Source organism: Paenibacillus sp. FSL K6-1566, from assembly GCF_038050475.1.
GTDB lineage: Bacteria > Bacillota > Bacilli > Paenibacillales > Paenibacillaceae > Paenibacillus_AQ > Paenibacillus_AQ lactis.
This window is the reverse complement of record NZ_JBBOSR010000001.1, coordinates 345,032-359,952: the sequence shown is the minus strand read 5'-3', so window position 1 is coordinate 359,952 and position 14,921 is coordinate 345,032. Positions and strand designations below refer to the sequence as shown.

Sequence of the window (14,921 nt, the reverse complement as noted above, 5' to 3'; positions counted from 1 at the left end):
CTCTTTTTTCATAAAGTCAACGTTTCCTATAATCAAAGGCACTCCATTTATGCTACTCCATGCGATCCCATAGCGCGCCGAAGGCCTCGGCATCCATTTCGAAAAACACCTGCGCATGGCTGTATTTTGCATAAGGCCCGCTTTTGAACAGCCGCAGCTCTACCTTGGTTCCATCCTCCAGATTCAGATATAAGAATTTCTGTTCACCCGAACCGGCATCGTATATTCCGGCTTCCATCAGCTGGTTCTCCGCAACCGGCTTTGCCTCATATAACGCCTTGATGAAAGCGTCCAGTGAAGCATCCGCGGGCAGCTCCTCGAGACGGGTCTCCCCCATATTCCAGCTGTCAAAGTCCTGCCACTGCGCTGAGGCGATCCGGCCGTCAAGCTTAAGCTTGCCCGCGATATCCTCACCCCGCATAACGGTAATGCCATTCAAATGCTCATATAACTCGGCAAAGACCTGACCGTCGTGCTCTTCATAGGACATGATCCGAAACGTCTCATCGTACCCCTGTACCGCGTAAATATCCGCCTCGCCGATGGTGGAGGCAAGCTCCGTATAATCCGCCTGCGTGCTCCATTCCGTAATGCCCGCCGTCGTCCTGCCGAGCTTCTCTCCGCGCAGCTCCTTGGCCGTCTCGGCCGTGATCTGCGTCCCTGTCTGGGTGTAAATGTTGCCTTTATAGACGACCAGGCCGATCATATCCATCATGACGCCGTCGTCTTTCGGAAGCTCGATCGCAGGAAGCTCCACCTTCTCGTGCCCGGCTTCGGCCGGATCCCGAGGACCCTCCATCCCGGGCAGTGCGTCCTGGCCATCGCTCACGGTCGGCGTCACAGCAGGCGCTTCCGCTATAGGCGTATTCTCTGTCTGCCAGATGATCGATATCACCAGCACCACGCCTAGCATAACGGCAGCGCCAACGCCAGCCATGCCGATCCGGCTTCTCCTTATCGGCGGATGTTTCTCTTGCTCTTTTTCTCGGATTCCATTCATGAGACGTTCCTCCAATCCTTGATCAGGTTCTATACGATTTATCAATTTCTTGTAATCATTCCGGTTCATGGGCGCTCCTCCCCTTCCAGGTCCATTCGCAGCAGCTTTCTGCCGCGCTGAAGACGCATCTTGACGGCAGATTCGCTGATCTGGAGAATGCCGGCGATTTGCCGCACCGAATAATCCTCGTAATAAAACAGATGAATAACCGACTTGTATTTAAAAGGCAGGCCCATCACATGATCCATAAGCAGACGTTCCGACGGCTCCTCGAAGTAATCGTCCATATGCTCCATTCGGGTCACCCGTTTGCGCCACAAACTGGACAGCATGTTTTTGCACTGGTTTGTAATCACCCGGATCAGCCAGGCTTTCTCGTGCTCCCTGTCTGTGAACACAGGTGCTTTGTTCATCAGCTTGATGAACGTTTCCTGCATGGCTTCCTCGGCATCCTGCTTGTTTCCAAGGTATACCATCGCAATTTTGAACAGCATGCCGCCGTAAAGTTCATAGGCTTCCGCAATATCCCCGCCCGGCCGGAGCGAATATGTCTGCATGGTGTTTCAGACCTCCTTTTACCCTTAACACAGTTATGGACGCAGATGGGTCACATTTGGGTACAAAAAAAAAAGAGCCGTTCCCACAGGGAACAGCTCTTTTGCGGTCAATCCTCACAGCAGCGCGACACGCTGCCGTACATTTCGCACGATGATGTGCGCCCATGTTACTTCGCAAAGGTCAGCTTGCCCAGCATCCGGTTCAGCACCGCGGCGCTCTCGCCTCGCGTTGCATGGGACTTCGGCGCAAACCGCTGTCGGTTATCGCCGTTCAGAATATCAAGCTCGCCTAAAACTTGCACCGCTTCCTCGGCCCAAGCACCGATATGAGCCTCATCAGCGAAGCGGATTGGCACATCGCCGCCTTGCTCGTACCCGGCGTATTCCAGCGCCTTATGCGCCATAGCCGCCATCTCTTCGCGCGTAATCGTCCGGTCCGGCCGGAATGTGCCGTCCGAATAACCATTGACGATGCCCGCTTCCACAGCCGCCCGGATCGAACCGGCATGCCAATCGTATACCGATATATCCTCGAAGGAACCCGGTCCCGCAGCAGCACTCAGACCGAGTGCCCTTACAATCAGCGCTGCAAACTCCGCCCGCGTGATCGGAGCATCCGGCACGAAGGCTTGCTCCGAACGTCCGGTTACGATCATCTTGGCAGCGAGTGATTCAACGTCCCCCTTCGACCAGTGGGAACCGATGTCTGGGAACGTGGCCGTATTCCGGAGAACAAGATAAGTCCCGCTCTCCCGGCTGTAGATATCGACCTGCTGCCCATTCACTTTGAACGGCACCGGTGTGTAGCGTCCCTCGTTCAGACGCACCACCGCCAGCGAATTGGCCGGCCCGGTCTGATCCACCGCGACCGAGCGTTTCACGTAAGAGGCATACTCATTCAACTGCGCGGTTTTGCCGCTGGAAGCATGCGCCTCTACAGCGTAGTTCACCGCTTGCAGCGGGCGATAGCCCTGGGCTGCAGCTGCCTTCAGCGCGTCGGTATCCTTGGCCACCCGGACAACCAGGCGAATCCCGGCGGTATCCGTCCCAATCTGCTTCGCCAATTCCTGAAGGTTAATCTCCTTCTTCGGCAGTTCGAAGCTTCCGTAAGGCGTTACGACGCTCAGCACCTGGACGCCTGCTTGGGCAAGCCAAGCCTGCAACGCTTCGTTATCCACCGTAATCGAAGTGGATTGGAAAGGCTGCGCGCTAACGGCCTCGACCGTTACTTTTCCGCCAGCCGGCTGCTTCAACGCATCCTTCAAGGCAGACCCGGTCACCGTGCCGGAAGCTTCTCCATCCTTCACTTGAACCTGCACCTTGACTTTGCCCGGCTCTGCAGGCGATGGCGTGCCGGTACCCGGCGGGTTCACCGGAGGGGTTGCCGGTCCAGGGGAACCCGGTGTGCCTGGATTTCCCGGCTGGCCAGGCTGCCCTGGCTGTCCTGGCTGCCCTGGATCCGGTCCTCCAGGAAGCGGTGCTCCCTTCAAGTCAACGATCCGGCCTTCGACTGCCGAGGTTTTGTCCGTAATCGTGCCTACCTTTTTCACGTAACCCGAGAAAACCTCATAGTCCGGAAGATAAAGCAGCTTTACGCGCCCTTCCTGATAGGCCTTCTCTAGCGATGCGTAGAAATCGCCGCCCTTGGCGGTAAACGCGTTCGTAGCAACCTCGTACGATTGCTTCGGATCGATCAGCTCATAGCCGTTCTTGCCCTTCACTTCCATGCGGAGCACACGCTCACCGGCCGGTTTCGTGGAATCATAGTAGAACCTCATGCCGGCAATATGCGGGAACCGTCCGTCCTGGGCAGGGATTTTGGACACTCCGTTTTCCAGCGCCTCTTTAATTTCCTGACCGGTCAGGGTGATGGTAACCAGATCGTTGTTGAACGGCAGGACCGTCATGATGTCGCCCATCGTAACCTTGCCGGCTTCGATCGACTCCCGGATGCCTCCGCCGTTCTGCAGCGCGATCACCGCATTCGTTCCCGCTGCCCGCGCCGCATCCAGCATGCCGTCGGCAATCAGGTTTCCAAGATTGGTCTCCTTCGTCCGCACATCGGCCCGGACACCGTTTAATTTAACCTCCGTATAGCCGACCTCCGTCTGCTTCAGTTCCTCTACGCCCGGCTTATATTTCGTATTCAGAAGGTTGAGCGCCTCGGCATCCGGCTGGATCACGTACTGGCCGCTGCTATCTTTTTCATCAACCGAGATCAAGCGGCTGTTCCAATCCTGCAGAGCACCCTCGTCGTCGAACACGACTTCCAGCCTGCCTAGGAATTGACCCTTCTCGCCGGTCTGTACGATCAGCTTCGGCTCGCTGTCCGTACGATCCACGACGGCTTGATCCAGCTTGGTGTGGCTGTGCCCGCCCACGATAATATCGATGCCTTCCACGGCCTTGGCCAGGTTTACGTCGACGTCGTAGCCCAAGTGCGACAGCACGACGATTTTGTTAATGCCTTCCTGCTGAAGCATCGCGACGGTATCCTTAGCCTTCTGTACGGCATCGTCAAACGTGACCGGCCCCGGAGAGGCAATGTTCGCCGTGTCTTCGGTGGTCAGGCCGATCAGGCCGACCTCCTGGCCGTCCACTTCCATGATGACCGCCGGATAAATGTTGGCGGCTTTGGCATCCCGCGTGACGCCATCGTTGAATTTCTCCCGAAGCACAGGATCTGCCGAGAAGTTCACATTCGAAGACACAAACGGGAATTTTGCGTTCTCGATGAATGCGTTCAACACCTCGGATCCTTTGTCGAATTCATGGTTTCCGAAGGTCATCGCATCGTATTGAACCAGATTCATGAACGCCAGATCGGCTTGTCCTTCATATTGATTAAAATAGAGCGTCCCGGAGAATACATCCCCCGCATCCACAAGCAGCGGATTCACCGCTGAAGCCTTCGCTTCTTTAATGGCCGTCACCCGGCGCGCGATGTTGTCGGGCGAGCTGACGGTATCCAGATTCGCGTGCGTATCGTTCGTATGCAGAATCGTCAGCGGGAAGCCCGAAGCGGCCTCGCCCGTCAGGTCCAGCTGCGCGACCACCGGATCATGGTCGGACACGCGGCCTTTGGAGGCCGGGAAATCGGCGTTAAGATGGACAACGTCAACCTCAGCCGACTTCGTCAGATTCTTGCTGACCAGAATATGGTCAAGCACCTGCGAGTTGCCATCGTACGTATACGTATACCGCTCTCCCGGCGGCAGAATGTCGATCAGATTGTCGAGCTCATTGCCTTTCAGAATCGTTCCGGTCTGCGTGAACTGGAAATCATTCAAATCGCCCAGAACGATGATATTCGCGTCAGGATTGCCCTGCAGCACATCCTTGACGAAGCCGTTCACGACAGCCGCAATCTGATGGCGCTGAGCCTCACTGGATAGCAGTGGCGGCTGCGTGCTGCCGAAAGGCCCTTGGTCTCCGGATTTCGAATTGAAGTGATTCGCTACGACGATCACTTTTTCGCCGCGGAATTCGAACTGGGCGGCCAGCGGCTTGCGGGATGCATGGAACGCGCTGTTCTCCGGTTCGATCCGGCCCGGATTGTAGGTAAGCTGATCCGTGGCCGCATCATAGGCAACCGCATCCGTCGAGGAGCCTTTCTTGCCGTTCACGCTCTCCGACAGCTTGACGCGGTCGGCGTTATAGAGGAAGCCAACCCGGATATTCGCACCCGGTGCACCGCCATCTTTGTTGTTGACCGGATCGATGTCCGTGAAGTTGTACTCCGGTCCGCCGGCCGCTTTGATCGCTTCGATCAGCGCCCGATAGCTTTGATCCGCCGCGGTCGTGCCGTCATTCTTCTCCCCGTTGTTGTCCTGAACTTCGACCAGTCCAATGATGTCCGGGGATTTCAAATGACTCACGATGGAATCCGCAAGCTTGTTGATCTTGGCGGAGCCCACGCCAGGGTAAAAGTTCTCGATATTATAGGTCGCCACGCGCAGCTGGTCATCCTTCACGTCGATCGTGGATACCTCTTGTTCAAAGGAACCGCCTTCGATCGCAGGCAGCCCGTCTTTTGGAGGAATGACCTTGAAATTGCCGCTGTTGTATCCGATCACGCCGATGACATCCTCGGCAAACGTATCGCCCGTGCTCACTTCCTGCCCCGGATTCCCGTAAGCGATGATCAGGCGCTGCGGGTTGAAGTTGCCTTGCTCCTTCAGCACCAGACCGCCTGCCGGCGTAATGACGTCCGGAACGTTATTTTCGACACGGGTCGGAATGTTGTAGGTGCCGCTGCTCGTCCAATACGGACTAATAATCGTCGGCTCCGGCAGTCTGACCCGCATCCCTTCAAGCGATTCGTAGAAATCGATAGCGTCTTCTTCCGGATCGAACACCTGGAATCCGTCATTATCGATGATCGATGCCGGGATCGGCCGCCCGCCCTTGCCCAGCGTAACCGGCTCCGGCAGCGGCTGATTTTCCGAGATTACGGTGAGCGATTGCAGCTCGATCTGGGTTGAGGTCAGATTGGACGAGCTTCCTTCGTTATATTCCGCCACTTTGCCGGTAACGGACACAAGGTCGCCTACATCCGGCAGGTTAGTACTGCCCGTCCCAAACACGAAAATCGCATCGGAGGTGTTCGGATTATTATCCGGCTCTGCATCCTGGATATAGAAGCCCTTGATGCTGCCATTGGAGAAGGTATAGCCGTATTGCGTAACGATACCCTCAATGCCCTTTACGGTTTGCCCATTATACGGCGAGGCGTGTCCTTCGCCTTGAATGTCCGCAATGCGCGGCTGCTGTGTCGCCTTGTAAGCAAACTCATACACTTTGCTCACATTCGTGCCAGAGACCACGATGGCCTTGATGGTCATGTCGCGGTCCACTTGAATCGGCTTGGTGTACAGCGTGCTTGCCGTCGTCGGAGTCGTTCCGTCCACCGTATAATAGATGCTGGCTCCAGTCGTCGGACTCGACAGCTCTACCGTGCTTCCGATCATGATCGGGCCTGGCCCCGGGCTTGCGATCACGGAGAACAAGTCTTCAATCAAGGCATCATTGCTTAGCGGGATCAGCTCGTAGATATTGTCGTACTGCTTCACCACGCCCGTTACCCGGCTGAAGGTTTTACCCGGAGCAAGCTTCGACAGACCGGAATAAATGATGAATTCGTGCCCGCCTTGCTCGGCCGTAAACTCGCCCGCCCGATTCTCGGACTTAATGGACACATCCTCCAAATAAACCAGCCTTGCCTCGTAAGCTTCCCCTTTGTCTGCAGCAAGATCCGCTCCGCTAATCCGTACCGCCTGCGGCGGTCCGACGTTGCTGTCCGTCACGTTATACGGCAGCAGCGCATGCGGCTTGATCTCTTGCAAATTGTTGTAGATTTCCATCACGCCGGCCACGCTGACCCGATCACCCACTCCTGCGCCAATCGGATAATCGTAGAGCACGATGCCGGCCGTATCGTCCTGGATATAAGTTTCTCTGCCTTCGATATGCGTGATGATGCCTTCCGTCCAGACGTGTTCGCCTTTAGACTTGGTTCTCGCTTCCGCAACCGATGTTTGCTTCAAAATATCATATTGGAACGACGTTACCGGCCCATCCGGAACGCCTTCCATAGCGGCAAACGCATCGATTCGGGTCGGCTCATTGATGACGATCGGACCGTCTACGAGCTCAAACCCTCTGCCGGCGTTACCCGAAACGTACACATCCGCATAGACCGAGGCGCCTACCGTAGGCGGGGCCAGCTTAATCTCTGTCCCTGCCGGCCAGGCATTCGGTTCCGGGGAGGCCGTTACCCTGCCTAAGCCGCTGCCGGGATTTCCGGGCGTAGCCTGATATGATTTGTTTCGAGGGTCCGGTGAACCAACGTAGAAATCTTCTGCATTGTTGTCCGTATCCAAACCGCGATTCCCTGGCTGACCTGCGGTCAATTCTTTCCGAATCGCCGCCGTGCCGGCGGATAACGCAGCCGTCGGCTTGGTTTCCGAATCGCTTGCGGAGCCGTAGCCGATCAGATCGACGCGCTCCCCTGCTGCGTTCACCAGGTCTACCTTGCCGTTACTGGCGGCTAGGGCCAAGTTCCCTGTCAGATCGGGTGTTGGAAGAGGCAGACCTGTGTTGCCCCCGCTTTGCTGAATTAATAGATATTGGTAAGGCTCGATGCTACCTGTTAAAGAGGTTGTGTTATTAAAATCACCTGCTGCACTTGCATAACGTACCTTCCAGCCTGTAAGGTCCACGGCCTGTCCCGTAGGGTTGAACAACTCGATGAAATCGTTGGCATAGACCGCCCCGTTGCCCCCGCCGCCCCCATAAACCTGGCTGATGACCACTTGATCATTCCGAGGCGAAGCTTCCGCTACCTGCACGGATCCGAAAGGAACAAGAATACTTACCAGCATTGCAATAGCAAGAAGTACACTGAGCTGTTGTCGGCCCTTCTGGAATCGAATGCGCATTCAGGTATTCACTCCTCAACTCTATTAGATTTTCAGCCTTATTTACTATATATACCAGAATTGTTTTGGCCGATCTAATAGAAAGTGAATCCTATGTAAAAAAACCTCCGTTAGACCCAGCCTTCCAGGCGGAGGTCCTATCGGAGGTTTCTTTTTTCGTCAAAATCCTATCTCTTGCCTGAGTCGAACGGCTCCCCAACGGCCTTAGGCGCATTGGAGGACTTCGAGAAGATGACCAGCGCGATCAAGGTGACCACGTATGGGAAAATCTTTAGAATCACCGGCGGGATTACGGCCAGCTGCGGAATAACCTGCGAGACGTTCGCCACGGTGCTCGCGAATCCGAAGAAGAACGTTGCCGCCAGGATGCCGAACGGCTTCCATTGGCCAAAGATGAGCGAGGCCAGGGCGAGGAAGCCCAAACCTGCGACGTTTCCGGTAAACTCGCCTGAATAGGTCATCAGGATAACGGCACCGCCAAGCCCGGCGAAAGCGCCGGAAATCATGACGCCGACATACCGCATGGCGCGTACCCGAATTCCGGCCGCCTCCGCCGCATGCGGATGCTCGCCGCAAGCTCTTAGGCGCAGACCGAACGGCGTCTTGTACAGGATAAACGCGCTCACCAATAGCAGGATCAGCACGAGCCACGTCGTGATGTAAGTGTTCGTAAAGAACAGATCTCCGATGATCGGAATATCCGACAAAATCGGAAAATCAAACGGTCTAAAGCCGCTCGTGATGCGGATGTTGCCGCTCCCCGTAATGTTCCGGGCCAGGAAGATCGTCAGCGCGCCCGCAATCATATTGATTGCCGTACCGCTGATGATCTGGTTGGCGCTAAGATTAATGCTCGCAAAGGCGTGAAGGAGCGAGAACAGGGCGCTCGCCGCCGCTGCGGCCAGAAGTCCGACCCACAGCACCCACCAGCTTCCCCCGAACTGCGCCTGCATTTTGGATACGACAAAGGCTCCAATAAAGGAACCGACGATCATCAGTCCATCGAGGCCGATATTCACGACCCCGCTTCGTTCACTGAACAGCGCGCCCAAGGCGGTTATCAACAGCGGGATGGTGAAGACGATGGCATACGGAAAAATCTGTTCAAGCGTTGTCCACATGTTCTCGTTCCCCCTGCTTTTTATTTGCCGCGCTGTGCGGTGCTCGTGACTTGCGCACTTTCCACTTGCGGAACAGGCGCTCGATCAGAATGCTTGTCGCCGCAAAGTAGATGATGATGGCAATAATCGAATCGGCGATCTCCGGCGGAATTTCCGTCATCGCATTCATGAATCCCCGGCCCGAGTACAGCACGCCGAAGAAGAGCGCGGAGACCATCACGCCAAGCGGCGCGTTCGCCCCGAGCAGCGCAACGGCAATGCCGTCAAAGCCCTGGCTCGGCAAGACGCCGATCTGAAGGCTCGACGCATTCCCGGCGTACTGCGCCACGCCCGCAAGGCCGGCAATGCCGCCGGCGATGAACATCGACAGCACGATGCTGCGCTTCACCGCAATCCCTGCGTATTCGGCCGAGTGGCGGTTGAATCCGACCGCCTTCAGCTCATAGCCGAGCGTCGTTTTATTGATCAGGAAGGCGACGACCAGAACGGCCACCACCCCGATAAAAAAGCCCAGATTGATGTACGAGCCCTGGAACATATCGCTCAGCCAGGACGCGTGAAGCATCGCCTCCGGCGGGAGCTGACGGGATTCCGTCTCCAGGCTTTCCCCTTTAAAATATCCCGGAATGACGTAATACACGGTCCAATACGATGTCCAGTTCATCATGATGGTCGATACGACCTCATGCACGTTGTAACGGGCCTTCAAAATGCCGGGGATCAGCGCCCACAAAGCGCCGCCGATGAATCCGGCCAGCACCATCAGCGCCAGCAGCAAGGCCCGCGGCAGATCCACCGACAGGCCGACTGCCGTCGCGCAGAAGCCGCCGAACAGCATCTGGCCTGCGGCCCCGATGTTGAACAGCCCCGTCCGGAAGGCAAAAGCAACCGACAAGCCCGTCAAGATGAGCGGGGTTGCCGTCGCCAGCGTGTTGCCGATCCGCTCCGGGCTCTTCAGCCCGCCCTGGATCAGGAATTTGTAGCCTTCCACCGGATTGTGGCCGGTCACCGCCATCAGCAGCGCCCCTGCCAGGAGGCCGAAGAGGACGGCCAGCAGTGATTTTATGCTGTTATTCATGCGCTGCCCTCCTCTTTATGATACCCGGCCATCATAAGGCCCAGCTCTTGTTCGTTCGTTTCGGAAGCGTTGACCACGCCGACCAGCTCGCCGTTGTTGATGACCGCGATGCGGTCGGACAGGTTCAGCACCTCATCGAGCTCCAAGGATACGAGCAACACCGCTTTTCCTTTGTCCCGCTGCTCCACAAGACGTCTGTGAATATATTCGATCGAGCCGACATCCAAACCGCGCGTCGGCTGAACTGCGATCAGCAGATCCGGATCCCGCTCGACCTCGCGGCCGATGATCGCCTTCTGCTGGTTCCCCCCGGACATGGAGCGGACGATGGAGCGGCCGGCCTCCCCGGAACGGACATCGAAGCTCTGAATGATATGCTCCGCATGCTTGCGGATGGCCGCTCGCTGCAATAGCCCGTTCTTGGAGTACGGGGGCCGCTTGTAGACTTCCAGAATCAAATTCTCTTCCAGCGTATAGTCCAGTACAAGCCCGCGCTTCTGACGGTCCTCGGGGATATGCCCGATGCCGCTCTCATTGCGCTGGCGCACGGACAGCCCGGTAATATCCTTTCCATTCAGGATCACGCTGCCGCTCTCTGCCTGCCGCAGACCCGTGATAGCCTCTATCAGCTCGGTTTGCCCGTTACCGTCCACCCCGGCAATGCCGACGATCTCGCCGGCACGCAGCTCAAGCGAGAAGGCTTTAAGCGCATCGACCTTCTTGCTGTTCTTCACGGTCAGCGAGCGAATATCGAGCACCGTCTCTCCCGGTCGACTCTCCTGCTTGTCGACCTTAAAGGAAACGCTGCGGCCGACCATCATCTCGGCCATCGTCTCCCGGCTCGTATCAGCCACGTCGACGGTGCCGATCGTCCGGCCGCGCCGGATGACGGTGCAGCGGTCAGCCACCGCCTTGATCTCCTTCAGCTTATGGGTGATCAGGATGATCGATTTGCCCTCTTGAACCAAATTTTTCATAATGCCCTGCAAATCCTCGATTTCCTGCGGCGTCAGCACCGCGGTCGGTTCGTCGAAGATCAGCACCTCCGCATCGCGGTACAGCATTTTGAGAATTTCCACGCGCTGCTGCATGCCAACCGAGATGTCCTCGATTTTGGCGTGCGGGTCCACGTTCAGACCGTACTGCTTGGACAACGCCTCCACTCGGTTGGCAGCGGTCCTGATATCTAGCATCCCCACTCGACGCGTCTCGCTGCCCAGTATAATGTTCTCCGTCACGGTGAACGCCTCAACAAGCTTAAAGTGCTGGTGCACCATCCCGATGCCGAGCCTGTTCGCCACGTTCGGATTCGAAATCCGCACTTCCCGGCCGTTGACCTTAATGACTCCGCGGTCGGGCTGGTACATGCCGAACAGAATGCTCATCAGGGTTGATTTCCCCGCGCCGTTCTCGCCGAGCAGCGCATGGATCTCCCCTCTCTTCAACTGAAGCGTGATGTCGTCATTGGCCACGATGCCCGGAAATTCCTTGCGGATGCCCACCATCTCGACAACATAGTCCATGGTTTAGCGTCCTCTCCTTCATATTTGGTAGATGCCGTCTGTTGTTCCAATCCTATTCCCACTTACCTTAAAAAAAGACGGAGGGAAGTCCGTCTTTTTCTAACGCATTGCGGTTATCCATTCAAATGTGCCCGGTAACCCCGAGCAGGGCGCTCCCTTGACTATTCGATCAGGTCGCCTTGCTCTGCCGCCACCGTAATTTCGCCGGCTTTGATCTTATTGAACACTTCATCCACTTGCTTGAGAATGTCCTCGCTCAAGTTTGGATTTTCAGCCGGAAGGCCGACGCCGTCATTCTTCGCATCCAGCGTGATCGTCTGACCTCCAGGGAACTTGCCTTCGGTTTCGGCTTTGATCATGTCGTAAGCCGCTTGGTCGATCTTCTTCACTGCGGAAGTCAGGATCACGGATTTGTCGCCTTCATACACGCCGTCTTGATACTGGTCGACGTCTACGCCGACAACCCATACGTCATTGCCGTTCTGCACACGCGTCTTGGCTTCGTTGATCGCCCCAACGCCAACGCCGCCTGCGGCAGCGAAGATGACATTCACGCCGCGGTCGTACATTTGGGCGGCCAGCTGGCTGCCTGCGGCAACATCATCAAAGGTACCCTGATACACGACATTTTCCTTGTTGATCGTCACTTTCGTCCCCAGGCTCTCATTCGCGTATTTCACGCCCTGCTGGAAGCCCCAGTTGAATTTCTGCACCGGAGGAATTTTCATGCCGCCGATAAAGCCGGCCTGTCCGTCCTTCACGTGAAGGGCTGTTGCAACGCCCGCCAGGAAGCCGGACTCCTGCTCGGCGAAGTAGATGGCTACGGTGTTCTCTTTAAGTTCTGGATCCGCATCCGGATTAGGACGAGGAGATCCGTCGATCAGGACGAATTTTGCGTCCTTATATTTCTCTTGTGCCTTATGCACAGCCGTCTCGAACTTGAAGCCCGGCGTTACGATGAATTTGAATCCGGCATCGTACAGGTTGACGATCTCATTGGTATATTGGGCCTCCGTTGTTCCGGCCGGCTTCAGGTATTTATACTCGATTTTAAAGTCCTTGTTCGCCTTGAGAATACCTTCATACGTCCCTTGGTTGAACGACTTGTCGTCAATGGTGCCTGCGTCGGTAACCATTCCGACCTTGAAGTTTGCCTTCGGTGCGTCCGAGCCTGCACCTCCGGTTGGCTCAGATGCTGGCTTGCCGCCGCAGCCCGCGAGCATGGTGACCGATAACGCCAAACTGATTAATGATAAGACCCCTTTTTTCATTAAGGTTGACCCTCCTAGGTTTATATGCCCGAATGGTAGATTCGCGCTATTTACAATATATTAATAATATAGACCGTTTTCAACAAAAATTTGGGTGTTTTTGCCAAAGTACATCTGTAAAGCGGTGAATGGCTTAAGCCTTGGTATATAGCCATTTCATGCGCATTTTAGAGCACCTGAACAGAAAGAAGGCAATAGATCCGCATTTATAGATAACATAGGGTTTACAGGAGGTGTGATGCAGTGGTTGAAGCAACGAATTTTATAGAGAAAGAAAAAAATAGAGTTGATCCTCTCATTCCAGTAGCATGCGCCTATTCCGTTCATTTGAAAGCATAAAAGAGCACCCCTCCCGAGGTGCTCATTCAGTATATATAATGATGCATTCTGTATATGTACGTTTACGGCTCACAGCTGAACCTTCTTACTTCCTACGCTGATGCTTCATCATTCGGCTGTATGTGATGAACGCGGCAGCGATCATCGCGATGAACCCCAAATTGCTCGCCGACTCCGGCGTCATGCCAAACAAAACGCATAAATTGGTTACCAAGCTTCTAGTCAGCAGCGCCGCCGCAATCAAGATCAACGGCCGCCACACATTATATCCTCTCATTCCCGCAACACTCCTGCCCCCAAGGTCTATTGACGCATCCTGCTCCCAGCATTATCATCTTTCATAAAAACATTATACCATGAATAAGTATGCGCATACATTTTATAAAATGGTTAGAAAGCAGCTCCAATGTAGAATCTACAATGAGATTCAAGCAACTATATTAGATAGCGGTATCCTGATAAAAACAGCCATAAGTTGGCCGCTTATCAAAAGCCCCCAGCTTATGGCTGTACTTTACGCCAGGCTCTGCCTGAATCTATCCCAGCTTATGTCCGCAGTTCGGACAAAAGTTGGAGCCCTCGTTCTTCGCGCCGCAATTCGGGCAGAAGTTCGGTTTGCCCTTGCCTTCCGAGGAAGAAGACGCCGGCGACGATGACTGGGATTCTCCGCCTGCATGCTGCTTGTCGTTCCGGGCTTGGTCTTGGCCCTCCGCCCCCTCGGGGCCACGCTGGCCCGGATTTGAGCTCGCATTCATGTTTCGCATCATCTCATTGGCCATATTCATCCCCATCATCATGCCGGCCATATCCGAAGCAGCGCCTCCGCCCTTTATTTTACCTGAAGCGATGCCGTCCGTTATGCTGACCTGCTGGTATTTCTGCAGGTTGCCGATCATTTCATGGGATGCCGTCTTCGTGATCATCTCTTGGATTTCCGCCGGATAATTGAAGCTCATGACCTGAAAGCCGGTGATAGAGATTCCGTTGTCCATCACTTCCATATCCAGGTCCTCCCGGATGCCTTTGGCGATCTCGGAGGCATTCGCCTGTAGATTGAACATGTTCTTGCTTTCACGACTGATCCATTTCATCAGGAGCTGATCCAAAACGGACGTAATGCGAATTTTGACATCCTCCACCAGGTAGCTCTCCCGCATGCCCGCAATCTTGTCGATCAACGTCACATAATCGGTGACTTTGAAATTGAAGGTGCCGTTAGCCCGGATCGGCATGCCGCCCGGAAGCTGGGGCGTCGGAATCAGAATCGGATTTTGCGTTCCCCACCGGACGGTAAACTCCTTCGTGTTGACGAATAGAACCTCTACCCGCATACCGCTGTTGAACCCGAACCGAAAGCCCTTCAGCGTGGACAGAAACGGAATGATATCCGAATCGATACTGTACTCGCCCTCATCTTCAAAGATCCCTTCAATCTTGCCGTTGTTCACAAATACGGCGTCTTGGCCGGCGCGAATGATCAGTCTGCTGCCTTTCTTGATCTCCCGGTTGCTCCACTTCCAAAAAATCATATCATCTCTAAATTCTTCCCATTCCACCACGTTGGAGAATTGATTTCTGAAAAATCCCATGCT

At 55.3% G+C, this 14,921-nt stretch carries 9 protein-coding genes; all 9 read right to left on the bottom strand.

Features of this window, described 5'->3' with window-relative positions; all coding sequences use genetic code 11:
- Positions 1–52: 52 nt before the first annotated feature.
- The 9 genes from NST08_RS01645 to NST08_RS01605 all read right to left on the bottom strand — a co-directional run bounded on the left by NST08_RS01645 (position 53) and on the right by NST08_RS01605 (position 14,918).
- Positions 53–1,000: a hypothetical protein gene (locus tag NST08_RS01645; protein ID WP_244869055.1), complete on the bottom strand. Its 948-nt coding sequence runs from the start codon at positions 998–1,000 to the stop codon at positions 53–55.
- Between the two features lie 65 nt (positions 1,001–1,065).
- Positions 1,066–1,557: an RNA polymerase sigma factor gene (locus tag NST08_RS01640; RefSeq protein WP_210094271.1), complete on the bottom strand. Its 492-nt coding sequence runs from the start codon at positions 1,555–1,557 to the stop codon at positions 1,066–1,068.
- Positions 1,558–1,724: 167 nt separating this feature from the next.
- Entirely contained in the window at positions 1,725–7,997 is a 6,273-nt protein-coding gene (locus tag NST08_RS01635) for a 5'-nucleotidase C-terminal domain-containing protein (protein ID WP_341341374.1), read from the bottom strand.
- Positions 7,998–8,164: 167 nt separating this feature from the next.
- Positions 8,165–9,118: an ABC transporter permease gene (locus NST08_RS01630; RefSeq protein ID WP_007132638.1), complete on the bottom strand. Its 954-nt coding sequence runs from the start codon at positions 9,116–9,118 to the stop codon at positions 8,165–8,167.
- Positions 9,102–10,196, bottom strand: a complete 1,095-nt coding sequence (locus tag NST08_RS01625; RefSeq protein WP_341341373.1) for an ABC transporter permease — start codon at positions 10,194–10,196, stop codon at positions 9,102–9,104. The genes NST08_RS01630 and NST08_RS01625 overlap by 17 nt, the downstream gene beginning before the upstream one ends.
- The gene (locus NST08_RS01620) at positions 10,193–11,719 is read right to left on the bottom strand and encodes an ABC transporter ATP-binding protein (RefSeq protein ID WP_007132640.1); all 1,527 of its coding nucleotides are present in this window, start codon (positions 11,717–11,719) and stop codon (positions 10,193–10,195) included. The genes NST08_RS01625 and NST08_RS01620 overlap by 4 nt, the downstream gene beginning before the upstream one ends.
- A 161-nt stretch (positions 11,720–11,880) precedes the next feature.
- Positions 11,881–12,990 (bottom strand): BMP family lipoprotein, encoded by a 1,110-nt coding sequence (locus NST08_RS01615; RefSeq protein ID WP_007132641.1) that lies wholly within the window; start codon positions 12,988–12,990, stop codon positions 11,881–11,883.
- A 424-nt stretch (positions 12,991–13,414) separates the two neighbouring features.
- Positions 13,415–13,606: a hypothetical protein gene (locus NST08_RS01610; RefSeq protein ID WP_077570320.1), complete on the bottom strand. Its 192-nt coding sequence runs from the start codon at positions 13,604–13,606 to the stop codon at positions 13,415–13,417.
- A 259-nt stretch (positions 13,607–13,865) separates the two neighbouring features.
- Positions 13,866–14,918: an SPFH domain-containing protein gene (locus NST08_RS01605; RefSeq protein WP_341341372.1), complete on the bottom strand. Its 1,053-nt coding sequence runs from the start codon at positions 14,916–14,918 to the stop codon at positions 13,866–13,868.
- Positions 14,919–14,921: the final 3 nt, after the last annotated feature.

Bases quoted from the DNA above. Each gene is read 5' to 3' on its own strand.
- NST08_RS01625 (WP_341341373.1), bottom strand. From the start codon at position 10,196: ATGAATAACAGCATAAAATCACTGCTGGCCGTCCTCTTCGGCCTCCTG.
- NST08_RS01635 (WP_341341374.1), bottom strand. From the start codon at position 7,997: ATGCGCATTCGATTCCAGAAGGGCCGACAACAGCTCAGTGTACTTCTT.
- NST08_RS01610 (WP_077570320.1), bottom strand. From the start codon at position 13,606: ATGAGAGGATATAATGTGTGGCGGCCGTTGATCTTGATTGCGGCGGCG.
- NST08_RS01615 (WP_007132641.1), bottom strand. From the start codon at position 12,990: ATGAAAAAAGGGGTCTTATCATTAATCAGTTTGGCGTTATCGGTCACC.
- NST08_RS01640 (WP_210094271.1), bottom strand. From the start codon at position 1,557: ATGCAGACATATTCGCTCCGGCCGGGCGGGGATATTGCGGAAGCCTAT.
- NST08_RS01630 (WP_007132638.1), bottom strand. From the start codon at position 9,118: ATGTGGACAACGCTTGAACAGATTTTTCCGTATGCCATCGTCTTCACC.
- NST08_RS01605 (WP_341341372.1), bottom strand. From the start codon at position 14,918: ATGGGATTTTTCAGAAATCAATTCTCCAACGTGGTGGAATGGGAAGAA.
- NST08_RS01620 (WP_007132640.1), bottom strand. From the start codon at position 11,719: ATGGACTATGTTGTCGAGATGGTGGGCATCCGCAAGGAATTTCCGGGC.
- NST08_RS01645 (WP_244869055.1), bottom strand. From the start codon at position 1,000: ATGAATGGAATCCGAGAAAAAGAGCAAGAGAAACATCCGCCGATAAGG.